This window comes from Kitasatospora sp. LaBMicrA B282, assembly GCF_050325825.1.
Taxonomy (GTDB): domain Bacteria; phylum Actinomycetota; class Actinomycetes; order Streptomycetales; family Streptomycetaceae; genus Kitasatospora.
Window position 1 is genome coordinate 1 of sequence record NZ_JBNQTI010000154.1, and the last position, 23,045, is coordinate 23,045.

14 protein-coding genes are annotated in these 23,045 nt (G+C 73.7%); 8 read left to right on the forward strand and 6 right to left on the reverse strand.

Annotated elements, in window-relative coordinates; all coding sequences use genetic code 11:
* Nucleotides 1–294: 294 nt before the first annotated feature.
* Both ACQRUO_RS30960 and ACQRUO_RS30965 read right to left on the reverse strand, forming a co-directional pair.
* Entirely contained in the window at nt 295–1,002 is a 708-nt protein-coding gene (locus ACQRUO_RS30960; protein ID WP_428319427.1) for a nucleoside/nucleotide kinase family protein, read from the reverse strand.
* Nucleotides 1,003–1,075: 73 nt separating this feature from the next.
* Nucleotides 1,076–2,050: a S66 peptidase family protein gene (locus ACQRUO_RS30965; protein WP_428319428.1), complete on the reverse strand. Its 975-nt coding sequence runs from the start codon at nt 2,048–2,050 to the stop codon at nt 1,076–1,078.
* Nucleotides 2,051–2,399: 349 nt separating this feature from the next.
* Here ACQRUO_RS30965 and ACQRUO_RS30970 point away from each other — a divergent pair, with 349 nt between their 5' ends.
* Nucleotides 2,400–3,461, forward strand: coding sequence for a hypothetical protein (locus tag ACQRUO_RS30970; protein WP_428319429.1), 1,062 nt, complete (start codon nt 2,400–2,402; stop codon nt 3,459–3,461).
* Between the two features lie 166 nt (nt 3,462–3,627).
* Nucleotides 3,628–4,572: an ATP-grasp domain-containing protein gene (locus ACQRUO_RS30975; RefSeq protein ID WP_428319430.1), complete on the forward strand. Its 945-nt coding sequence runs from the start codon at nt 3,628–3,630 to the stop codon at nt 4,570–4,572.
* A gap of 63 nt (nt 4,573–4,635) precedes the next feature.
* Here ACQRUO_RS30975 and ACQRUO_RS30980 read toward each other — a convergent pair whose 3' ends face one another.
* From ACQRUO_RS30980 to ACQRUO_RS30990, 3 genes are all read right to left on the reverse strand, one after another.
* On the reverse strand, nt 4,636–5,973 hold the full coding sequence (locus ACQRUO_RS30980; RefSeq protein ID WP_428319431.1) for an MFS transporter: 1,338 nt from the start codon (nt 5,971–5,973) through the stop codon (nt 4,636–4,638).
* Nucleotides 5,974–6,191: 218 nt separating this feature from the next.
* Entirely contained in the window at nt 6,192–10,205 is a 4,014-nt protein-coding gene (locus ACQRUO_RS30985; RefSeq protein ID WP_428319432.1) for an ABC transporter ATP-binding protein, read from the reverse strand.
* Nucleotides 10,206–10,536: 331 nt separating this feature from the next.
* Nucleotides 10,537–11,217: a TetR/AcrR family transcriptional regulator gene (locus tag ACQRUO_RS30990; RefSeq protein WP_428319433.1), complete on the reverse strand. Its 681-nt coding sequence runs from the start codon at nt 11,215–11,217 to the stop codon at nt 10,537–10,539.
* A 132-nt stretch (nt 11,218–11,349) separates the two neighbouring features.
* On the opposite strand from ACQRUO_RS30990, the gene ACQRUO_RS30995 reads away from it, so the two are divergent.
* The 4 genes from ACQRUO_RS30995 (at nt 11,350) to ACQRUO_RS31010 (ending at nt 18,009) form a co-directional block, all read left to right on the forward strand.
* Nucleotides 11,350–13,137 (forward strand): carboxyl transferase domain-containing protein, encoded by a 1,788-nt coding sequence (locus ACQRUO_RS30995; RefSeq protein ID WP_428319434.1) that lies wholly within the window; start codon nt 11,350–11,352, stop codon nt 13,135–13,137.
* Nucleotides 13,138–13,275: 138 nt separating this feature from the next.
* The gene (locus tag ACQRUO_RS31000) at nt 13,276–15,609 is read left to right on the forward strand and encodes an acetyl/propionyl/methylcrotonyl-CoA carboxylase subunit alpha (protein ID WP_428319435.1); all 2,334 of its coding nucleotides are present in this window, start codon (nt 13,276–13,278) and stop codon (nt 15,607–15,609) included.
* 83 nt (nt 15,610–15,692) lie between these two features.
* Nucleotides 15,693–16,643: a hydroxymethylglutaryl-CoA lyase gene (locus ACQRUO_RS31005; RefSeq protein ID WP_428319438.1), complete on the forward strand. Its 951-nt coding sequence runs from the start codon at nt 15,693–15,695 to the stop codon at nt 16,641–16,643.
* Nucleotides 16,644–16,818: 175 nt separating this feature from the next.
* Complete coding sequence (locus ACQRUO_RS31010; RefSeq protein WP_428319436.1) at nt 16,819–18,009, forward strand: acyl-CoA dehydrogenase family protein; 1,191 nt, start codon at nt 16,819–16,821, stop codon at nt 18,007–18,009.
* Between the two features lie 458 nt (nt 18,010–18,467).
* Here the strand turns inward: ACQRUO_RS31010 and ACQRUO_RS31015 are convergent, their stop codons facing one another.
* A complete protein-coding gene (locus tag ACQRUO_RS31015) occupies nt 18,468–18,950 on the reverse strand; it encodes a universal stress protein (RefSeq protein WP_428319439.1) in 483 nt (160 codons plus the stop codon).
* A 712-nt stretch (nt 18,951–19,662) separates the two neighbouring features.
* On the opposite strand from ACQRUO_RS31015, the gene ACQRUO_RS31020 reads away from it, so the two are divergent.
* On the forward strand, nt 19,663–20,415 hold the full coding sequence (locus ACQRUO_RS31020) for an HAD family hydrolase (RefSeq protein WP_428319437.1): 753 nt from the start codon (nt 19,663–19,665) through the stop codon (nt 20,413–20,415).
* Nucleotides 20,416–21,798: 1,383 nt separating this feature from the next.
* Nucleotides 21,799–23,045 (forward strand): helix-turn-helix domain-containing protein (locus tag ACQRUO_RS31025; RefSeq protein WP_428319440.1); only part of this gene is annotated, 1,247 nt, incomplete at its 3' end.

The window sequence follows — 23,045 nt, forward strand, 5'->3', positions numbered from 1 at the left end:
CCAGGTCCTCCGCACCGCTTCGGCCTCAAGAGGCCTTCGCCGTACCGGACCTGACGGCCCGTCCGACGTGTTGAACTTTAGCCCAACCCCGCTCCGAAAAGCGAATCCAGGCCCACCCGCACCAGAACAACCGAATTACCGGCACAGCAAAACAAGCCTTCCGCAGAAGCGTGCAAAAAGCGACGCGTCAGCAGACGACGTTCTTGCTGAGGGTGGTGTTCCAGGAGAGTGGCCGCCCCGGGACCGTCCGCGCAGACGCGTGTCCGGTGCTCCCTGCCGAGCGACTAGAGAACCTTACTCCTCGTCCGGGCCCGCAGCAAACCGCGGCAGCTCGGCGAGCCGGACGGTCCTGGTGCAGCGGGCGCGGCCCAGCTTCACGTACTCGCCGTTGGGCTGGTCGTTGCCGGCGATCCGGGCCTCGGCGGTCGGGCGGTCCTGCCCGCCGGCCCGGTGCCGCCGGACCAGCCGCTCGGCCCGGACCGCGTCCTCGGCCTCGACGTACCAGAGCTCGCGCAGCAGCGCGCGGGCCTCGGACCAGCCGGGTGCGTCGGCGGCCAGGTAGTTCCCCTCGGTCACCACCAGCCGGGTGGCGGGCGTGACCAGGTGGCGGGCGGCGACCGGCTCGTCCAGCGTGCGGTCGAAGTCGGGGACGTAGATGTCATGGAAGCGGTCGGCGGTGAGCCGCTCCAGCAGGGCCAGGTAGCCCCGCACGTCGAAGGTGGCCGGTGCCCCCTTGCGGTGGCGCAGGCCCAGCTGGTCGAGCTGCGCGTTGGAGAGGTGGAAGCCGTCCATCGGCACGTAGGCGGCCGTGCCCGCTCCCTCGGCCCGGTTGACCTCGGTGACCAGGTGGCGGGCGAGGGTGGACTTGCCGGCGGCGGGCGCTCCGGTCAGGCCGAGCAGGGTGCGCCCGCCCGGGCGGCCGGTGCGCAGCAGCGCGAGCAGGCCGGCGACCAGGTCGGCGGGCTGCTCGGTGGAGGTCGGGCCGGGCTGGTGTGCGCTCATTTGTCCCTGCTCGGTTCTCCGGGTCGTTCGCCCGGCCGGTCGTCCGGGTCTGCTGACCCTCTCACCTGTTCGTTCAGTCGGCCAGGGCCGGGAGGTCCAGGGTGAGGGTGCCGGCGTCCGCGTCCAGGACGGCGGGCAGCCCCAGCGGGACCGTGAGGGTGGACCGGCCGTGCCCGAAGCCCAGTTCCCAGAGGATCGGGACACCGAGCGGGCCGAGGCGCTCCAGCATGACGTTCCGGATCCGCCCGGGTGCCCCGCAGCCCTCCCAGGAACCCAGGGCCACCCCGCGGACACCGTCCAGGGCGCCGGAGCGGGTCAGCTGGCTGAGGATCCGGTCGAGCCGGTACGGGTGCTCGTTGACGTCCTCCAGCAGCAGGATGCTGCCGGCGAAGGACTGCCGTGCACCGTGCGTGCCGCGCTCGGCGGCGAGCACCGAGGCGCAGCCGCCGGCGGTGATGCCGTGGGCCCGGCCGGGGCACAGCGGCCCGGCCTCGGGGCCGGTCAGGGTGGTGACGGTGGCCGGCTCGAAAAGGGTGCGGCGCAGGTGCTCGCGGGTGGCCGGATCGTCGACGAAGGAGGCGGCGGCGCCCATCGGCCCGTAGAGCGAGGCCACGCCGAGCCGGATCGCGACGTGCTCGTGCAGGGCGCTGATGTCGCTGAAGCCGATCAGCAGCTTGGGGCCGGCGGCCCGCATCGCGTCCCAGTCGAGCAGGTCGCAGACCAACTGGGCGCCGAAGCCGCCGCGGGCGCAGAGGACCGCCGCGATGGAGGGGTCGAGCCAGGCCTGCTGGAGGTCGGCGGCCCGGTCCCGGTCGGTGCCGGCGAGGTAGCCGGCCCTGGGGTGGACGTCGAGGACGTGCGGGGCGACGACCGGTTCCAGCCCCCAGGAGCGCAGGATGGCGCAGCCGGCGTCGAGCCGGTCCGGGTCGATCGGCCCGCCGGGCGCGACCAGCGCCACCCGGTCGCCCGGGACGAGCTTGCGGGGGCGGGTCAGGGCCTGCGCGGGCGGCGGGGTGGTGCCGAGCGGGTGGTCCGGTGGCGTGCCCATGTCCGTGCGTCCTCCAGGTGCCGAGGCTGAGGTGTGCAGGCGGCAGGCCCGGGCGGCCGGGGCCGCCTGGCGGTCGTGCGTTCGAGTCTCATTGTCGCTCGCGCGGCACTCATCCCCAGTCAAAGAGTCACGCGTAGATGAGAGTTCCCTGAGAGCCTGCCCGGACTGATCGTCAACTCTGGCGACCAAGCTCTGCTTTGGCGTATTCCTGGCCTGTTCGGCCGTCCGGTTGCCGGGAAGATGGGTGGGGTTCGCCTGCCCGTCCCATGGACGTTCCCCCTCCGGTACGGCAGGATTCGGGCGGACTGTACACCGGAGGACCTCACCGATGAGCTCATCGTTCATACCGATGGACACACCGAACCATTCCGTGGCCGGTGAGGCGACGGCCGAGCTGCCGCAGGTCTGCGCGCCGACCGCCGGAGCCGAGCAGCCCGGCGCGGCGGCCCCGGCGGGTTCCGGCACGACGGAGGGTTCCGGCACGCCGGCGGCTCCCGCGACCTCGCCGGCCCCGCCGGTGCGCCGCGACCCCGGCGCCGCGACCACGGCGAACCTCCGGGCCGGCCTGGCGGCGCGACTGCGTTCCGCCTACGAACGGGGGGCCGACCTGGCGGACCTGGCCAGGGCCAGCCACCAGTCGGTGGCCGAGGTCGAACAGTTGCTGCGGCTCGCCGGGACCGACCCCGGCCGCGAGCGGCCGACGGGGGTGCGCGGCGGCGGCCCCGGCGGTGCGGTGCCGGCGCCGCGGACCGGCGGCGTCGAGGCGCCGGCGGACGGCGAGCAGGAGGGGATTCCGGACGGTGCGGTCGGGGGTGCGGATGCCTGGCGTCCCTCGCCGGTCCGCCCCCGGCCGCGGATCCGCCGTCCGGTGCCGACCCGGCGTGGCGGGCTGCGGTCCGGTCCCCTCGACCCGCGGGACGGGGAGACCCCGGCGGAGCACGCCGCGGGGGCCGGGGTACCGACGGACCGGGTGCCGGCGGAGGCGGGCAGGCGCCCGGTGGGCGGTGTCGCCCTCGAGCCCGCCCTCGACCCCGCTCTCGAACCCACCGAGGACGGCGAAGACGGCGGGAGTGACGCGGCCGAACCGCCGCTCGGCATCCTGATCGGTGGTCCGCGTCCGGTGCCGGGCATCGGGACCCGGGAGGAACAGCGCCAGCGGCGGGTCACCGCGCAGCTGATCCGGGTCGGCCGCGGCACCACGCTGGCGGTGCTGCCGTCCTGGCGCCCCTCGATCGCGATCTCGGTGCCGACCGAGGTCCTGTTGGAGGCCACCGGACTGGGCTTCGAGGAGCTCGGCCGGGCCGAGTTGACCGTGCTGATCAACACCGAGGCCTTGCACGACCGCGAGTTGCGCGCACGGGACTGGCAGCTCGCGCCGGAGCACGGCGGCGGCCGCCGCCGGCGCAGCTGACGACAGGAGCGCCGGCGCGGACCGCGCGCGGACCGGCTCGTTCGCACACCGCCACGCCGCCGTCTGCTTCCGACGCACTCCTCGGCGCACCCGGCAGTGTGCGCCCCGACGCGCGGAGCCGACAAAGCCGCCGATCGAAGCCCGGTGCGCCGCTACCCTGTGGCGCATGCCAGCCCCGACCATCCTGCTGCCCCAGGATCCGCTGAACCCCCGACGGGTCGACCCGCACTACTCCTACGAGGCCCAACTCGTCCGGGGGCTGGGCGGCGAGACCGCGTTGGTCGACCACGACGCGCTGCTCGCCGGCGACGCGGTCGAGGGGGTCCGCCGGGTCCCCGCCGGCATCGGACCGGCCTGGTACCGGGGCTGGATGCTCCCGGTCACCGCCTACGCCGGGTTCGTCCGCGCGCTCGCCGACCGCGGCTGCCACCTGCTGACCAGCGCCGCCGCCTACGCCACCGCCCACGAGCTGCCCGGCTGGTACAGCACCTTCGAGGGCGCCACCCCGGACAGCGTCTGGCTGGCCGCCCACGCCGAGGAGGCCGAACTGGCCGCCGCGGTGGCGAAGCTGGGCGGGCAGGGCCCCGCGATCGTCAAGGACTACGTGAAGTCCCGCAAGGACGAGTGGCACGAGGCCTGCTTCATCCCCGACCTCGCCGACCTGCCGGCCGTGGCCCGGGTGGTGGACCGGTTCGTCGAGTTGCAGGGCGAGTACCTGGCCGGTGGCGTGGTGCTGCGGCGCTTCCACGCCTTCGTGCCGCCGGCCACCGAGCCGGCCGGCGGTCCGGGGCGGAACGGCGGGGCGGGACGGACCGGCGGGGCGGCAGCCAACCGTGCGGCCCGCCCGGCCGAGGCCCGGGTCTGGTGGGTCGACGGCGAACCGGTGCTGACCGGCCCGCACCCCGACACGCCCGAGGAGTCCCCCGCCCCCGACCTGACCCAGGTGCGCTCCCTGGTCCGGATGTTGGGGTGCCGGTTCGTCACCACCGACCTGGCGCTGCGCGCGGACGGCGGCGGCTGGATGGTGGTCGAGGTCGGCGACGGGCAGGTGAGCGACCTGCCGCGGGGCACGGAGGTCTCGGGTCTGCTCTCCTCGCTGATCTCGACCTGAGCTCCCGGCCCGAGCCCGCTCCGACTCGGCCCGGCCCGAGCCTGAGCCCGGCTCGGAGCAGGCTCAGGCTGCCGTGGCGGTGGCCGCGGTCGGATCGCTCTCGCAGAGCTCGGCCGCGCGCGGCACCGGGATCGGCAGCGCGATGGCCAGGTCCACCGGCACCTCCCCCGGCGGCCGGCCGCAGAAGGTCCGGGCCAGCAGCACCAGCGGCACCGCGGTGAACAGCAGCGCGCCGCCCAGCACCACCGCGAAGAGCGGGCAGCCCAGGTCGACCAGCATCGTCGCCCCGGCCAGCGGACCGCCCGCCACGCCGAGCGCGGAGGCCGCACCGACCAGGACGGTCCACCGCCCGGCCGGGTCCAGCTCGGCCGCCAGCCCCAACAGGTAGGTGAGGACCAGCGGGTAGAGCGCGTTCCACAGCACCTCGCCGCCGGCGAACCCGGCGGCCGAGCGGGCAGCCGCGCTCAGTGCCACGCAGCCCGCGATCGCCGCGGTCCCGAGCCCGAGCGGCAGCACCCGGCCGACCCGGCTGCCCAGCACGCCGGAGGCCAGCACCCCGACCAGCCCGCCGCCCAGGGCGACCGCGAAGACCAGGCCCAGCCCGCGCTCGGAGAAGCCGACCCGGTGCAACCCGATCTGACCGCTGACGCCCCAGAGCGCGTTCTGCACCACCGCCCAGAGCACCGTGGTGGCGGCGAGCAGCAAACCGGCCGACCGGTTCGGCAGCCGGCCCGCGGCGGTCGGCGCGCACGGCAGCGGCCCGGGCAGCGCGGAGGTCAGCGGCAACACCAACGGCCCGAGGGCCGCCAGCGCCAGGAACGGGCCGGCCGGCGAGCCGCCCAGGTGCGGCAGCAGCAGGTAGAGGCCGGCCGCGGCGAGCGAGGTGGCGAGCAGGCCCAGCACCGAGGCGCGGTGCGGATCGGCCGTGCCGGCCAGCCCGGTGCCGGCGACCGCGGAGGCGGCGCCCGCGCCGAGGCCGCCGAGCACGCAACCGGCCACCAGCAACGGCGGGGTGCCGCCCGACCCGGCGGCCAGGGCGAACCCGAGCGTGACCAGGGCCAGGCCGGCGCGGGCCAGTCGGGCCGAACCGAGCCGCCCCACCCGGCCGGCCAGTGCGATGCCGGCGGCGGCCGAGGCGAGCAGCAGGGCGCTGCCGACGCCACCGGCCTGAGTGTCCGTCAACCCGAGGGCGTCGGACAGCCGGGTGGCGATGGTGGGGACCAGGTAGGCCGGCAGGTAGCCGACGGTGAACAGGGCCGCGAGCGGGAGCAGCGGAAGCGCGGCCGGGGTGGGGCCGCTGCTGCCGGCAGGCGGATCGGCGGGGCCGGGGGTGGTGGCCGGGCCGGGGAATGGAGCGTGGTGCGCAGTGCTGCGCCCCGCCTCGCGAGCGCGCGAAGACATGGGCAGGGGCCTCTCGACCTGAGGTGGTTCCAGGGGGGTCGCTGACCGCTCTCCGCGGTCGCCCCGCTTGTCTACCAGCTCCGGGCACCGCCCCCGTACCAATCGACCCCCGGATGGCCGCCAGTCAACCTAGTTGGCGCACGCTCGATATGGGTCCGTAACCGAACGACCCGCCGGGCTGCTGCCCGACGGGTCGTCGACTGGGCCGATCGGTCGATTCAGCCGGCCGCCTCGACGGCCACCGGCTCGCGGTGGTGGCCCTCGGCGACGAACGCGCGCCAGAGCTTGGCGTACGCCCCGTCGGCGGCCAGCAGCTCGGCGTGCGTACCGTCCTCCACCACCCGCCCGTGGTCCAGCACCACCACCCGGTCGGCCCGCTCCGCCGTGGTCAGCCGGTGCGCGATGACCAGGGTGGTGCGACCGCCAGGGCGGTTGGACCGGCCCTGGCGCAGCCGCTCGGAGGCCTGGTTCACGGCCATCTCGGTGGCCAGGTCGAGCGCGGCGGTGGCCTCGTCGAGCAGCAGGATGTCCGGGTCCACCAGCTCGGCCCGGGCCAGCGCGATGAGCTGCCGCTGCCCGGCCGACAGGTTGCGGCCGCGGGGGGCCACCTCGTGCTGGTAGCCGCCGCTGAGCTCGGAGATCATCTGGTGGGCGCCGACCGCCCGGGCCGCGGCCTCCACCTCGGCGTCGGTGGCCTCCGGTCGGCCGTAGGCGATCGCGTCGCGGACCGGGCCGGCGAACAGGTAGGCCTCCTGCGGCACCACGCCGAGCCGGTGGCGGTACTCGGCCAGCCGGAACCGGGTCACGTCGGTGCCGTCGATCCGCACCGCGCCGCGGGTCGCGTCGTAGAACCGGGCGACCAGCTTGACCAGGGTGGACTTGCCGGCACCGGTCTCGCCCACCAGCGCGACCGTCTGCCCGGCCGGGATCCGCAGGTCGATGCCGGTCAGCACCTCCGGGTTCGCCGCCCCGCCGCCGTTGTAGGCGAAGCCGACGCCGTCGAAGTGGATCTCGCCGCGCAGCTCCTCGATCGCCACCGGCGCCGCCGCCTCCGGGGTGCTGGTCGGGGTGCGCAGCAGGTCGCGGATCCGGCCGAGGCCGACGGCGGCCTGCTGGTAGCCGTCGAAGATCTGCGAGAGCTGGTTGACCGGCGCGAAGAAGAGGTCGATGTAGAGCAGGTAGGCGACCAGCGCGCCGACCGTCAGGGTGCCCGCGTCGACCCGGGAGGCGCCGGCGATCAGCACCAGCGCGGCGGCCACGCTGGAGAGGAACTGGACGAACGGGAAGTAGAGCGAGATGTACAGCTGCGCCCGGGTGCGGGCATCGCGGTAGGCCCGGCCGCTCGCCACGAAGCGCGCCCGGGTGTCGGCCTCGCGGCGGAACGCCTGCACGATCCGCATCCCGGCCACGTTCTCCTGCAGGTCGGCGTTGACCGCGCTGATCAGCTCGCGGGACAGCTGGTACTGCTTGACCGACTTGCGGCGGAAGACCACCGTGGCGATCGCGAGCACCGGCAGCACCGTGAAGACGGTCAGCCCGAGGCCGACGTCGATGATCAGCAGGGCGGCGAAGATCCCGAAGAAGGTCAGCAGGCTGACCACGGCGGTGACCACGCCGGTCTGCAGGAAGCTGGAGAGCGCGTCGACGTCGGTGGTCATCCGGGTCATGATCCGGCCGGACAGCTCGCGCTCGTAGTAGTCCAGGCCCAGCCGGTTGAGGTGGGCGAAGATCTTCAGCCGCAGCGAGTAGAGCACCCGCTCACCGGTACGGCCGCTGACCCGGTTCTCGATGCTCTGCACCAGCCAGTCGAGCAGCACCACCACCAGGGCCAGTAGGGAGGCGACGGTGACGCCGGACATCACGGACTTGGAAACGCCGTCGTCGATGCCGTGCCGGATCAGGATCGGGACCACCAGCCCGGCCGCCGCGTCCAGCGCGAGCAGCAGGAAGGCCAGCGCGAGCGGGGCGCGGAACGGCTTGAGCATCCGGCCGAGCGAGAAGTCGGGGTCGCCGGCGGCGGCCTGGGCGATCGGGATCCGCGGGACGTCGGTGGCGGTGGCGAGCGCGGCGACCTGGGCGAGCAGCTCGGGGTCGGCGGCCTTGCCGGTGGCGGAGCGGGGCGCGGTGGGGCGGGGCGCGGCGGCGCGGGGTTCGGTCCGGCTGGTTGGGGCAGTCGGAGCGGCGTCGGCACCGGCCGTGGCGGTCGCGGTGGCGGTGGCGGTGGCGGGGGTCTCGGCGGTGACTGCGGGGGCGTTGCCGAGCAGCGCCTCCGGGTCGGTGATCAGGGCCCGGTACTGGGGGCAGCGGGCCTCCAGCTCCTGGTGGGTGCCGAGGTCGAGCAGCCGGCCGTGGTCCAGCACGGCGATCCGGTCGGCGAGCTGCAGGGTGGAGCGCCGGTGCGCGATCAGCACCGTGGTGCGGCCCGCCATCACGGTGTGCAGCGCCTCGTGGATCTCGGCCTCGATCTGCGGGTCGATCGCCGAGGTGGCGTCGTCGAGCAGCAGCAGCCGGGCGTCGGCCAGGATCGCCCGGGCCAGGGCGATCCGCTGGCGCTGACCGCCGGAGAGGGTCAGGCCCTGCTCGCCGACCTTGGTGTCGTAGCCGGCGGGCAGCTCGCGCACGAAGGCATCCGCCCGGGCGGCGCGCGCCGCCGCCTCGATCTCCTCGTCGGTCGCGCCGGGACGGCCGTAGGCGATGTTGGCGCGCACCGTGTCGGAGAAGAGGAAGCTGTCCTCGGGGACGATGCCGACCAGTGAACGGATCGAGTCGAGGGTGACCTCGCGCAGGTCGTGACCGAAGAGCCGGACCGCGCCGGCCGTGGGGTCGTAGAAGCGCGGGATCAGCTGGGCCAGGGTCGACTTGCCGGAGCCGGAGGCGCCGACCACGGCGAGCGTCTCGCCCTGCTCGACGCGCAGGGTGAGGCCGCGCAGCACCGGGGTGGGGGCCTGGGGGGTCGCGGGCTCGGCGTCGCCGGGCGCGGTGTCCCCGTGCTCGGCGGGGTGGTGCGCGGTGGGGTGCTGGTCCGGGTAGTGGAAGTCGACCTGGTCGAATTCCAGCGCGTACTCGCCGTGCTCGGCCACCAGCGGACGGGCGTCCGGAGCCTCGGTGACCAGCGGACGCTCGTCGATCAGCTCGAAGACCCGCTCCACCCCGGCCCGGGCCTGCTGCCCGACGGTCAGCACCATGGTCAGCATCCGGACCGGGCCGGTCATCTGCGCCACGTAGGTGGAGAAGGCGACGAAGGTGCCGAGGGTGACCGCGCCGTCCACCGCCAGCCAGCCGCCGAGCGCGAGCACCGCGACCTGGCCGAGTGCCGGGATCGCCTGCAGCGCGGGGCTGAAGCGGCTGTTCAGGCGGATCGCCCGCAACCGGGCGCCGAAGAGCGTGCGCGAGGCCAGCTCCAGCTTGTCCAGCTCCTGGTCCTCCTGGCCGAAGCCCTTGACCACCCGGACGCCGCCGATCGCCGCGTCCACCACGCCGGCGACCGCGGCGGCCTCCTGCTGGGCCACCCAGGACGCCGGGAAGAGCCGCTTGCGACTGAGCGTGGCCACCCACCAGAGGGCCGGGCCCATCACCAGCGCGATGGCGGTCAGCGGGACGGAGAGCCAGAGCATCACGACGATCGACAGCGCGAAGAGCAGCAGGTTGCCGGTCATCATCGGCAGCATCGAGAGCAGGCCGTTGACCAGTTGCAGGTCGGAGGTGGCTCGGCTGACCACCTGGCCGGTGTCGAGCCGGTCCTGCTTGGCGCCGTCGAGGCGGGTGAGCGAGTGGAAGAGGTCGTCGCGCAGGTCCTGCTGGACGTCGAGCGCGAGTTGACCGCCGCTGTAGCGACGGACCTGGGTGCAGCCGAAGACCAGCACGGCCGTGACCACGAGGGTGATCGCCCACGGCGTCAGCGACTGCCGGTGGGTGGTGATCACGTCGTCGATGATGACCTTGGTGATCAACGGGACCATCGCGGTCACGGCCATGCCGGCGAGCGAGGCGCCGAAGGAGAGCAGCACGTTGCGGCGGTAGCGCCAGCAGTAGCCGGCCAGGCGGCGCAGCCAGCCGGTCGGCGCCGGGGCGTCGGCCGTGCCGTCGGGGGCTCGGGTGGCCTCGGGCGGTACGGGGTCGGCGCCGGGCGGGGCGGGCGGCGTTACGGTGAGGGTCGCGGCGGACCCGGGCCTCGCGGCGGAGCCGCCGTCGGCCTGGGGCATCTCCCTGGTGGAGCCGTGAGTCTCAGGCATATTTAGGGATACTAACCATTTCGTGAGGCGGTCGTCCACGACGTACCGGCGGTGCCGATTGACTTACCCGGCACGAACAAACCGCCGACGGGTGCTTTTCCTTCCCCACAGCCTGCGCCTTCGGGAGATCGGGGCGCACCGGGCGCAGGACGGAGGCGTGCAGGGGCGCTCGTCCTACACCCCGCGGTCGACCCGCGACCCGAGCGCCGGGCGAGGCGGGGTGGACGACCGATCGAGAACCGCGCCGGGCGCGCCGGCACTGCCCGCGCTCCGCCGACCGGGTGGCAGCCGACCGGGTGATCGCGGGCGAGGCGGTGGCCGGCACCCGAACCTAGGCCTCCGAGGCCCCCCAGCCGTGGGCCGCGGCGCTGAACGCGCCATGGGCCAGCCGGTGCAGCAGGGCGGCCATCTCGGGACGCGGCAGCAGGCCGCCCCGCTCGGCGCCCTGGCTCCCCGAACCGCCCGGGCCGCCCGGGCCGGCGGAGCGGGCCACGGCGCTGTGCGGGGTGGAGTTGAGCAGCCCGAAGACGGCGTGCACGGCCGCGCGCGCCGTCGCCTCGGCCTCGACCGCGGCCAGCTCGGGGAAGGCGGCCCGGACGGTCTCCACCCACAGCTCGACGTAGCCGCGCTGCAGGCGGCGGACCCGACGACGGTCCTCCTCCTTGAGGTGGAGCAGCTCGCGGTCGTGCAGCGTGATCAGGTCGGAGTCGTTCAGCGCGAAGTCGACGTGCCCGCTGATCAGCGCGTCCAGGGCGGCCCGCGGCTGGTCGGCCGCCCCGGCCCGGCGGCGACCCTCCTCCAGCAGGCGCTCGCTGATCCCGATCAGCAGGTCGGCCAGCATGGCGTCCTTGCCGGAGAAGTGCCGGTACAGGCCGGGGCCGCTGATGCCGACGGCCTTGCCGATCTCGTCCACGCCGACCCCGAGGAACCCGCGCGCGGCGAAGAGGCGAGCCGCCTCGCGGCGGATCTGGTCACGGCGGGAGGTTGCGGCGTCGACGGGCGCGTTCAACATGGAGCCCATCGTAGACACGGAGGTTATCGGTGGTTAACCTGACGGCAGGAGTTAACCACCATTAACTTGGGGGCGCCGCGGCTCACCCGGCTCGCCGCGCCCACTGGGTTCCTGGAGCAAGGAGCTCTTGGGATGACCGTGTCGACCCCCGGCCTGACCCCCCAGCAGCCCTGGGCGGCCGCCGGAAGTTCGGGCGCAGCCCCGGGCACCGCCTTCGCGGCCGGTGCCCCGCTGCCCGGCAGTTGGACCGACCCGCGCTCGGCCGCCACCGACGGCCGCTCGGTGGCGCCCGCCGCCGCGGCGGCACCCGCGCCCCGGCTGCGCTCGTCGGTCGACCCCGGCTCGGCTGCCTTCCGCACCAACACCGAGGCGCACCAGGCGCTGGTCGCGGAGCTGCGCGCGAAGCTCAACGCCGCCGCGCTCGGCGGCGGGGCCAAGGCGCGCGAGCGGCACACGGCGCGCGGCAAGCTGCTGCCCCGCGACCGGGTGGACACCCTGCTCGACCCCGGCTCGCCGTTCCTGGAGCTGTGTCCGCTGGCCGCCGACGGGCTGTACGACGGTGCGGCCCCGGCGGCGGGCGTGATCGCGGGCATCGGGCGGGTCGCCGGCCGCGAGGTCGTGGTGGTCGCCAACGACGCCACGGTCAAGGGCGGCACCTACTACCCGATGACCGTCAAGAAGCACCTCCGAGCGCAGGAGGTGGCGCTGGAGAACCGGCTGCCCTGCGTCTACCTGGTGGACTCGGGCGGCGCCTTCCTGCCGATGCAGGACGAGGTCTTCCCGGACCGCGACCACTTCGGCCGGATCTTCTACAACCAGGCCCGGCTCTCCGGCGCCGGGATCCCGCAGATCGCGGCCGTGCTCGGCTCCTGCACCGCGGGTGGCGCCTACGTCCCCGCGATGAGCGACCAGGCCGTGATCGTGCGCAACCAGGGCACCATCTTCCTCGGCGGCCCGCCGCTGGTGAAGGCCGCGACCGGCGAGGTCGTCACGGCGGAGGAGCTCGGCGGCGGCGAGCTGCACTCCCGCACCTCCGGCGTCACCGACCACCTGGCCGAGGACGACCTGCACGCCCTCGACATCGTGCGGACCATCGTCGCCGGTCTCGGCCCGCGCGCCGCCCAGCCGTGGCCGCTCGCCCCGGTCGAGCCGCCGGCGGTCGACCCGGCCGAGCTCTACGGCGCGGTGCCGGTCGACCCCCGCACCCCGTACGACGTCCGCGAGGTGATCTCCCGCCTGGTCGACGGCAGCCGGTTCGCCGAGTTCAAGGCGGAGTACGGCGCCACCCTGGTCACCGGTTTCGCCAAGATCCACGGCCACCCCGTCGGCATCGTCGCCAACAACGGCGTGCTCTTCGCCGAGTCGGCGCTCAAGGGCGCCCACTTCATCGAACTGTGCGACCAGCGCGGCATCCCGCTGCTCTTCCTGCAGAACATCACCGGCTTCATGGTCGGCCGCCAGTACGAGGCCGGCGGCATCGCCAAGCACGGCGCCAAGATGGTGACGGCGGTCGCCTGCACCCGGGTCCCGAAGCTGACCGTGGTGATCGGCGGTTCCTACGGCGCCGGCAACTACTCGATGTGCGGTCGGGCCTACTCACCCCGCTTCCTGTGGATGTGGCCGGGGGCCAAGATCTCGGTGATGGGTGGCGAGCAGGCCTCGTCGGTGCTCGCCACCGTACGCCGCGACCAGTTCGAGGCCCGCGGCGAGGAGTGGCCGGCCGAGGCGGAGGAGGAGTTCAAGCGCCCGGTCCGCGAGCAGTACGAGCGGCAGGGCAACGCCTACTACGCCACCGCGCGGCTCTGGGACGACGGCGTCATCGACCCGATGGACACCCGCACGGTGGTCGGCCTCGCCCTCACCGCCTGCGCCAACGCACCGCTGGCCCCGCCCGCCCCCTACGGCGTATTCCGGATGTAGTCGCGTCCGGAAGCAGCTGCTCCCGGAGGCGACCGCTTCCCGGGGCAGCCGCTTCCGGAGGCAGCCGCCCCGCCCGACGGTCCGGCTCCCGCCCGTCTCCCCTCGCACCACTCCCCTCGTCCCGGAGGAACGCCTCCCATGTTCGACACCGTCCTGGTCGCCAACCGCGGCGAGATCGCCGTCCGGGTGATCCGCACCCTGCGGCGGCTCAACATCCGGTCGGTCGCCGTCCACAGTGACGCCGACGCCGACGCGAGGCACGTCCGCGAGGCCGACGTCGCGGTCCGGCTCGGACCGGCCGACCGCAGCGACAGCAGCGCCACCGAGACCTACCTGCGCGGCGACCAGATCATCGCCGCGGCCCTGCGGACCGGCGCCCAGGCCGTCCACCCCGGCTACGGCTTCCTGGCGGAGAACCCCGGCTTCGCCCGGGCCTGCGCCGAGGCGGGCCTGGTCTTCATCGGCCCGCCCGCCGAGGCGGTCGAGCTGATGGGCGACAAGATCAACGCCAAGGAAGCCGTCCGGGTGGTCGGCGTTCCGGTGGTGCCCGGCAGCCGAGCCGGCGCGAGCAGCGACGAGGAGCTGATCGCCGCGGCCGCGGAGATCGGCTACCCGGTGCTGATCAAGCCGTCGGCCGGCGGTGGCGGCAAGGGCATGCGCCTGGTCCGCGACCCGGCCGAGCTGCCCACCGAGCTCGCCGCCGCCCGCCGGGTGGCTCGCACCGCCTTCGGTGACGACACCCTGCTCCTGGAACGCTGGGTCGACCGCCCGCGCCACATCGAGGTCCAGGTGCTCGCGGACGCCCACGGCACCACGGTCCACCTCGGCGAGCGCGAGTGCAGCCTGCAGCGCCGGCACCAGAAGGTGATCGAAGAGGCGCCCTCCGTTCTGCTGGACGAACCGACCCGGGCCGCCATGGGTGCCGCCGCCGTCCGCGCCGCCGAGGCCTGCGGCTACACCGGGGCCGGCACAGTGGAGTTCATCGTGCCCGGCGACGACCCGGAGCAGCTCGCGGCAGGCGGCCCGGCAGAGCCGGCGGCAGCCGGTGCCGGATCCGGCGGGGCGCCCGGCGTTCGGGAGTTCTTCTTCATGGAGATGAACACCCGGCTGCAGGTGGAACACCCCGTGACCGAGCTGGCGATCGCGATCACCCGCTCACCCCAGGCCGGGCCGTCGGCCGGCTGGGCACCGGCCGCCGAGCGGCTCGACCTGGTCGAGTGGCAGCTGCGCGTCGCCGCGGGTGAGTCGTTGTCCTTCCACCAAGCGGATGTCTCCTTTCTCGGTCATGCGGTGGAGGCCCGGATCTGCGCCGAGGACCCAGCGCGGGACTTCCTGCCGACCGGTGGTCGGATCCTGCAGCTCGTCGAGCCGCAGGGTGAGGGCGTCCGAGTGGACTCGGGTCTCAGCACCGGCACGGAGGTGACCAGCGCCTACGACCCGATGCTCGGCAAGGTGATCGCCTACGGCCCGGACCGGGCGACCGCGCTGCTGCGGCTGCGCAACGCGCTCGCCGACACCAGGCTGTTGGGCGTGACCACCAATGCCGGTTTCCTGCGCCGCCTGCTGGCGCACCCCGACGTGGTGGCCGGCCGGTTGGACACCGGCCTGGTCGAGCGAGTCGTCCAGCAGCACCCCGAACTGCTGGCCGACCTCGGCCCGACGGACCGGGAACGCCCGACCTACGAAACCGCTTCCGGTGCCGCCGCCTCCGGCGACGGCGCCGCGACCGCGCCTGCGACCCCGGATGCGGTCCTGATCGCCGCAGCACTCGTGCGGCACGGCGGTCTACTCCCCGCCGTCGCCTCCGACGGCTGGACCGACCCCTTCTCGCTCCCCTCTGGTTGGCGCCTGGCCGGCGAACCGGCCTGGACGACGCACCGACTCCGCGTTCCCGGGCAGGACCCGGTGTCGGTTCTGGTACGACCGGTCAGTGCCGACAAGGTAATTGAAGCCACTGACAGTCCGTCAATGGTTTCCTCGGATCTGCTGGTCCGTCTGGGTGACGGTCCGGTCCGTCGGGCCCGCGCCGTGCTCGGCGCCACCGAGCTGGCCGTCACCCTCGACGGCCTGCGCACGACCTTCGCGCACGCCACCGACCACAGCCCGGCCGGCGGCGGGACCGGCCCGGTCCTCTGGATCGGCCGCGACGGCGACAGCTGGGCGGTCCACCCGTACGACCCGGTGACCGACCGCGCCGCGTCCGCCGACGCCCACCACGGCGCGCTGACGGCGCCCATGCCCGGCACGGTCACCGTGGTGAAGACCGCGGTCGGCGAGGCGGTCAGGCGCGGCCAGGCGCTCCTGGTCCTGGAGGCGATGAAGATGGAACACGTGATCGCGGCTCCGCACGACGGCGTGGTCAGCGAACTGCACGCCGCGGCGGGCAGCACCGTCGCCATGGAGCAGCTGCTCGCGGTCGTCCTGCCGGAAGCGGCGGACGCCGCCGGCGAGAGTGCGGAGGTGTCCTCGTGAGCACCGATCAGGGCAACGGAACGACGGCCGGCTCGCCGAGCGGGGCCGACCCGGCCACCGACCGGGAGCCGGGCGCGCTCGACCTGGGCCTGCCCAGCGTGGTCCGGGACCCGGCGCTGCCGGCCCGGGTGCGGATCCACGAGGTGGGCGCCCGGGACGGGCTGCAGAACGAGAGCTCCCTGGTGCCGGTCGAGGTGAAGGCCGAGTTCATCGCCCGGCTCGCCGCCGCCGGTCTGCGGACCGTCGAGGCGACCAGCTTCGTGCACCCCAAGTGGGTCCCCCAGTTGGCCGACGCGGAGCAGTTGCTGCCCAGGCTGACCGACCTGCGCGAGCAGTACCCGGGGCTGCGGCTGCCGGTCCTGGTGCCCAACGAGCGTGGCCTGGAGCGCGCGCTGGCCCACGGCGCCGACGAGATCGCGGTCTTCGCCAGCGCCACCGAGGCGTTCGCCCGGCGCAACCTGAACCGTTCGGTGGCCGAGGTGCTGGAGATGTTCCGTCCGGTGGTCGGCCGCGCCACCGCGCAGGGCCTGACCGTGCGCGGCTACCTCTCGATGTGCTTCGGCGACCCGTGGGAGGGGCCGGTCGCGCCCGCCCAGGTCGTCGAGGCCGGGCTGCGGCTGATCGAGCTGGGGTGCTCGGAGCTGAGCCTCGGCGACACGATCGGCGTGGCCACGCCGGCGCAGGTGGCGGGGCTGCTGGCCGCCTTCGAGCAGGCCGGCGTCCCGGTGGACCGGCTCGCCGTGCACTTCCACGACACCTACGGGCAGGCGCTGGCGAACACCCTCACGGCGCTGCGCCACGGGGTGACCGTCGTCGACTCCTCCGCCGGCGGGCTCGGCGGTTGCCCCTACGCCAAGAGTGCGACGGGCAACCTCGCCACCGAGGACCTGGTCTGGATGCTGCACGGCCTCGGCATCGAGACCGGCGTGGACCTGGCCGCCCTGGCCGCCACCAGCGCCTGGATGGCCGGACGGCTCGGCCGCCCCAGCCCCTCGCGCGCCGTGCAGGCCCTGGCCGGTGCCGGCACCGACTGACCGGCCCCGCGCCGACCGCACGAACCCGAGGCACTCGCCGCACACCCCCGGCAGGCCCCGTCCACCGCGCGCCGGGCGTGCACCACACGCGCTGGTTGCGCCCCGCTTCCGCCGTTCACCCGCCCGACTCCGTGTCCGGCCCATCCGCCCGGGCTACCCCCACTGGAGGATTCCGATGATCGACCACCGACTGGACTCCGAGTACGAAGAGCTGCGCCGCACCGTCCGCGAGTTCGCCAACGACGTGGTCGCGCCGACGATCGGCGAGTTCTACGAGCGGGAGGAGTTCCCGTACGAGATCGTCAAGGAGATGGGACGGATGGGCCTGTTCGGCCTGCCCTTCCCCGAGGAGTACGGCGGCATGGGCGGCGACTACTTCGCGCTCTGCCTCGCGCTCGAGGAACTGGCCCGGGTGGACTCCTCGGTGGCCATCACCCTGGAGGCGGGCGTCTCGCTGGGCGCCATGCCGATCTACCGGTTCGGCACCGAGGAGCAGAAGCGCGAGTGGCTGCCCCGGCTCGCCTCGGGCGAGATGCTGGGCGCCTTCGGCCTGACCGAGCCCGAGGGCGGCTCGGACGCCGGCGCCACCCGCACCACCGCGCGGTTCGACGAGGCCACCCGGGAGTGGGTGATCAACGGCACGAAGTGCTTCATCACCAACTCCGGCACCGACATCACCGGCCTGGTGACCGTCACCGCCCTGACCGAACCGTCCATCCGTTCGAGTGAAGACGAGGCCGAGAGCGCGTCCAAGCGCGAAATCTCCGCCATCATCGTTCCTGTCGGCACCCCCGGGTTCCAGGTGTCGAAGAAGTACTCCAAGGTCGGGTGGAACGCCTCCGACACCCGCGAACTGTCCTTCACCGACTGCCGAGTTCCCGAAGCCAACCTGCTCGGCCAGCGCGGCCGAGGCTTCGCCCAGTTCCTGCGGATCCTCGACGAGGGCCGCATCGCCATCGCCGCCCTGTCCACCGGTCTGGCCCAGGGCTGCGTCGACCAGTCCATCCAGTACGCCGGGACCCGCCGCGCCTTCGGGCGTCCGATCGGGGCCAACCAGGCCATCCAGTTCAAGATTTCCGACATGGAGATGCGGGCCCACCTCTCCCGCCTCGCCTGGCGGGATGCCGCCTCCCGGCTGCTGCTGGGCGAGTCCTTCAAGAAGGAGGCCGCCATCGCGAAGCTCTACTCCTCCGAATCCGCGGTCGACAACGCCCGCGAGGCCACCCAGATCCACGGCGGCTACGGGTTCATGAACGAGTACCCGGTCGCCCGCTTCTGGCGCGACAGCAAGATCCTGGAGATCGGCGAGGGCACCTCCGAGGTCCAGCGGATGCTGATCGCCCGCGAGTTGGGCGTGACGTTCTGAGGAACGTCGAGCAGGGAGACACTGTCGGGCGGCGCGCCAGGGGCAACCTGCCGAGCGTGGGCGGTCATTGACCGGTCAGCCGTCCACGCTCGGCAGTCACCTCCACTCAACTCAGGTGCAATGAAGGCGGCTTGGCGGCGGCTGCCCGCACCCCCACGACGCTGCGGGCGCCCGCAGCGTCTTCGGGCTGCCGTGGCACAGTGCGCCGATGGTATGACTTTCGGAAGATCCCGATTGACGGAAAATCGACTGGCTATCCAGCGAGCTCGCATAACGTCAGTCTTTGTCAACGCATGAGCTGCGCTTGCCGTTTGACGTCGCACCCATGACCGAATCCCGCCCCGCCGAGGCTCGGGAGGAACGCACCGAGCACCGCAGCACGGACCCGTCGCGGGCGGCCGGGGCTGGAGCGGCACGGGCGCCGGGCGCGACCGCCCACACCGTCACCCGCGAGCAGGTCAGGGGATCACGATCACCGGTCGGTTGGCCCGCCGGGCCAGGCGGCCCGCGACGGTGCCGAAGATACGGCCGAGCAGACCGTGCGTGGTGCCGACCACGATCGCGTCGGCGGCGTACTCCTTGCCGACCTCTTCGATCTCGTGGCAGATGTCGCCGCCGCGTTCGACCAGGATCCACGGGACACCGGCCAGGAAGTCGGCACAGGCCAGCTCGAGGCCGAGGACCTCGCTGCGGTGGTCGGGCATGTCGACGAAGACCGGGGGCTCGCAACCGGCCCACACCGTGGCCGGCAGGCGGTTGGCCACGTGCACGATGACCAGGCCGCACCGGGAACGCCGGGCCATGCCCACCGCGTAGGCCAGCGCCCGTTCACTGGAGAGCGAGCCGTCGAAGCCGACCACCACACCGTGCTGGAAGGCCGGATCGCACGGCCGCGGTACCGACGGCTGCAGGCCGGGCACCTGCACGTCGAGCGGAGCGATCTGCTTGGAGTGCCGGGGCTTCACGTCGCCTCCACCGTCCTCGTCGGCACCGGGCGCGGTACCGACACCATCCGAATCCCCCGCCGCGGATGCCGCCGACTCCTCGCGGCGCTGCCATGGCTTGGGCCAACCCCGGCGCGCACGTCCGCTACCGGGAGGTGACTGCGGTGTCTCGGGTGACGCCGGCACCTGCTGTGACCGCGTGAAATCGGGCTGCGAATCCGTGGAGGAGAAATCCGCCGCACCGGGAATGCGGAACGGGTCCGCAGATCGGGGAGACTCAAAACCGGCCATGAATCGAGACTCTTCGAGTGAGATGGGCCGACAGGAAGGACAGCGCTGCCCAGGCGGCAGGCCATTCATTGGCACATGGTCGGTTGCAGCCGATCGGCACCGTAAGTGACCTGTTCCTTTCAGAGTACGACGAGTGGACCCCGCCGCCCAGCCATTGCGGCCCAGTACGACAACGATCCCGCTAATGGCGGCGGCGCGAGGTTCCCGGCGCGCGCCCCGTAACGTCGGGGTCACGCCCCGCCTGCTCGCGGTTCACTGGAGCTTGCCTGACGGAGTCTGTCGATGCAACAGGTCGACCACACACCGACCGCACCGATTTTTGAACCATGTGGGGCTGGATGAGACTCCTGTGACTGCCGGGGCACCCGCGATAGGGGCGCGCTTCCTCCCGGCTCGACGCGCTGGCAGCATGCAGCGCATGCCGCTGCTCCTGCTCGACCTCGACAACACCCTGCTCCCCCGTGACGCCGCATTCCGAGCCTGGGCCGCGGAGCTCGTCGCCGAACACGGGCTGCCGCCCGCCGAGCTGGACTGGCTCTGTGTCATGGACGGCGGCGGCTACGTCCCGCGCGAGACGGTCCTGAGCGCCGCCCGCCGGCGCTACGGGCTGCACCAGTCACTGGAGGCCCTGCTCACGCACTATCGCAGGGGGATCAATTCTCATATCGGCTGTCCGGCCTCCCACGGCCGAGCCCTGCAAGCGGCGCGGGCCGCGGGCTGGACGCTGGCCATCGTCAGCAACGGCGGCACCGGTCCGCAGCTGGAGAAGATCCGGCGCACCGGCCTCGGGCACCTGGTCGACGCCTGGGTGGTCTCCGAGGAGGCCGGCTGCGCCAAGCCCGACCCGTTGATCTTCGACATCGCCGCCCAGCGCTGCGGTCTCAACCCCAGGAGCGACTGGGCCGCGGAGGCCTGGATGATCGGCGATCACGGCCCCGCGGACATTGCCGGGGCACACCTCGCCGGAATCCGGAGCGTCTGGCTGGAACACGGCCGTCCTTGGCCGGAGTCCGCCTACCGGCCGACGCTCCGAGCCCCCGGACTGCCGGAGGCGATCGCCCTGGTGCTGGCCGACGCCGAGCTGACCGGGCTGGCGGAGCAGACGGCCGGGCTCGCGGCGGGGCTGGCGACGGGGCTCACGGCGGACGAACCGGCCGCCGTGACCGGCTGAGGCGCACCGCCCCCGCCTCGTCGGCCACAGCCCGCCGTGCCGCCCGCGCGACTCCGCACAGATAAGAAGGAGCGACGGTCGCACGCCGCCACACCCGGCTACGGCGCCCGCCGAACCCCACCCGCGCCTGCCGGCACTCTCCGGCCACCGGAACCACGGGCGATCAACCGAGCCCCTCCGGAATGACGAGAAAGGGCGATCTCCCGAACACCTCGCCGTCCATCCAGGACATCACCATATGATTTGCACCAGAACCATCGTGTGACACCGGGCGAAGAAGGTCAGCCGGAATCGTCGACCAGGAAGTCGAACAGGTGACGAGTCCGACATCCTGCCATTCGACCCAGCCAGATCATCCGTATGACAACCATCTCGGCTGAACGGACTCCTTTTCCCACGACCCATCGACGAACGATCGGCGCCGACGTGTCGAGCCGGCCGGACATGGCTGGTTAGGGCCGGCGCCCGCCGCGCTCGGGCCGGTCCGGGGCCTACCGCACCCCGGACGCCGCACCGAACGTCGAACCCGGAGACCGCCACCGAGCCCCACGGGAACCGGCGCCGCCCCGCGGGGCGCTCGGAGCCGGCAGGACAGGCGCACAGCAGTGACGCGCACCCCAGCTCCGCAACGGCTGTTTTCAGCCACCTTCAACACGGGCGGTGACCCTTGGAGATACCTCCAGGCCACCGGCCTCCATGCGGCCAACGATCCGCCCTGGCTGCGGGTGCGCCGTACAGCAACCAGCCACCGGCCCGCCCGCCCCCTTCCCAGAGGGGTCGACGGGTGCCACGCTTCGTGATCGAATGCATCACGCCAAATTGCCATGTCGACATAGCGTCGGATGGTGAACTTGTCACAACGGCAACGATCCACCCAGTAGATTCGATCTTGTTGAGCAGTGCCGCATCACCACACCACACCACCGAGGGGGCTTGGGCGCCTTGAACAGGGTGAGCAGGAGCGAGACAGGTCCTGACAGCGGCCAGTCCCCGACCGGCCGAGTGGGCCGCTCCCCGAGAGTTGCCACCCCGCTCACCCCGTCGATGCCGGCCTCCTCGGCCCAGCCCGGCTCCCGCACCGGCGCGATGCCGCCAACCGCCTTCGGCCTGAACGACACTGTCGGCCCGTCGGCCGGACTCGGCGTCAGCTCCACCGGCGCCGGTCACGGCAACGCCCTCGGTCTCGGTCTCGGCGCCCCCGACCTCGGCAGTGTCGCCGGTGGCCCCGCCGGCTACCCGAGCGGATACCTCGTCAGCACGCTCGGACCGGCGGCCGGCCCAGCCAACGGCCATCCGCTGAGCGCCACCGGACACTCCGTCACCCCGACCAGCCCCGCCGGGCATCCCGGCCTGGCGGCCGGACACCCCGTCAGCGTGCCGGGCATCGCCACCGGTTCGAGCCTCGGCGGCGTCAGCGGGCCCGCCGTGGGCACGGCGCCGCGCAAGCTCGCCGGTCGCCGGCGGCGGGAGACCGTCGCCGTCCTGATCTTCAGCGGCGCCCCGATCTTCGAGAGCTCGATCCCGCTCTCCGTCTTCGGCGTGGACCGCCAGGACGCCGGGGTGCCCCGCTACCGCCTGCTGGTCTGCGCCGGCGAGGAGGGCCCGCTCACCACCACCGGCGGCGTGACCCTGACCGCCCCGTTCGGCCTGGAGGCGCTGGCCCGCGCCGGCACCATCGTGGTGCCGGCCTGGCGCTCGATCTCGCAGCCCCCGCCGGTCGAGGCGATCGCCGCCCTGCGCAAGGCGCACCACGAGGGCGCCCGGATCATCGGCCTGTGCACCGGCGCCTTCGTGCTGGCCGCCGCCGGACTGCTGGACGGACGTCCCGCCACCACCCACTGGATGTACGCGCCGACCCTGGCCAAGCGGTACCCGCGGGTGCACGTCGACCCCCGCGAGCTCTTCGTGGACGACGGCGACGTGCTCACCTCGGCCGGCACCGCGGCCGGGATCGACCTCTGCCTGCACGTGGTGCGCAGCGACCACGGCGCCGAGGCGGCCAACGCCCTGGCCCGCCGGCTGGTGGTGCCCAACCGGCGCAGCGGCGGCGGTCAGGCCCAGTACATCGATCAGTCTTTACCGGAAGAGATCGGCAACGACCCGCTCGCCGAGGTGGTGACCTGGGCGCTGGAGAACCTCAACCAGCAGTTCGACGTCGAGGTGCTGGCGGCTCGTGCCTACATGAGCCGGCGCACCTTCGACCGGCGGTTCCGCACGCTCACCGGCAGCGCGCCGTTGCAGTGGCTGATCACCCAGCGGGTGCTGCAGGCGCAGCGGCTGCTGGAGACCTCCGAGCTCTCGGTGGACGACGTGGCCAGGCGCTGCGGCTTCCGCTCGCCGGTCGCCCTGCGCGGCCACTTCCGGCGCCAGCTCGGGGTCTCGCCGGCCGCCTACCGGACCACCTACCGGGCCCGTCGCCCCGGCGCCGCGGGTTCGGTGCCGGGCCAGGGCACCGGTGCGGAGCGCGCGCCCGAGCGGGTCGCCGGGGTCTCCGGTGCGCCGGTGGGCCCGGCGGCCGGGATGGGCTACCCGGCCGGTCCCGCCGGCGCGGCCGCCATGGGTGCGATCGGTCTGCCGACCGGTCCCGGCGGTGGCCCGGCCGCGGTGCCGCCCGCCGGACCGCTGGGTCT

What these genes read in the sequence shown, in the direction of transcription:
- ACQRUO_RS31000 (WP_428319435.1), top strand. Translation starts at nt 13,276, where the DNA reads ATGTTCGACACCGTCCTGGTCGCCAACCGCGGCGAGATCGCCGTCCGG.
- ACQRUO_RS31020 (WP_428319437.1), top strand. Translation starts at nt 19,663, where the DNA reads ATGCCGCTGCTCCTGCTCGACCTCGACAACACCCTGCTCCCCCGTGAC.
- ACQRUO_RS31010 (WP_428319436.1), top strand. Translation starts at nt 16,819, where the DNA reads ATGATCGACCACCGACTGGACTCCGAGTACGAAGAGCTGCGCCGCACC.
- ACQRUO_RS30975 (WP_428319430.1), top strand. Translation starts at nt 3,628, where the DNA reads ATGCCAGCCCCGACCATCCTGCTGCCCCAGGATCCGCTGAACCCCCGA.
- ACQRUO_RS30985 (WP_428319432.1), bottom strand. Translation starts at nt 10,205, where the DNA reads ATGCCTGAGACTCACGGCTCCACCAGGGAGATGCCCCAGGCCGACGGC.
- ACQRUO_RS30960 (WP_428319427.1), bottom strand. Translation starts at nt 1,002, where the DNA reads ATGAGCGCACACCAGCCCGGCCCGACCTCCACCGAGCAGCCCGCCGAC.
- ACQRUO_RS30970 (WP_428319429.1), top strand. Translation starts at nt 2,400, where the DNA reads ATGGACACACCGAACCATTCCGTGGCCGGTGAGGCGACGGCCGAGCTG.
- ACQRUO_RS30980 (WP_428319431.1), bottom strand. Translation starts at nt 5,973, where the DNA reads ATGTCTTCGCGCGCTCGCGAGGCGGGGCGCAGCACTGCGCACCACGCT.
- ACQRUO_RS30995 (WP_428319434.1), top strand. Translation starts at nt 11,350, where the DNA reads ATGACCGTGTCGACCCCCGGCCTGACCCCCCAGCAGCCCTGGGCGGCC.
- ACQRUO_RS30965 (WP_428319428.1), bottom strand. Translation starts at nt 2,050, where the DNA reads ATGGGCACGCCACCGGACCACCCGCTCGGCACCACCCCGCCGCCCGCG.
- ACQRUO_RS30990 (WP_428319433.1), bottom strand. Translation starts at nt 11,217, where the DNA reads ATGTTGAACGCGCCCGTCGACGCCGCAACCTCCCGCCGTGACCAGATC.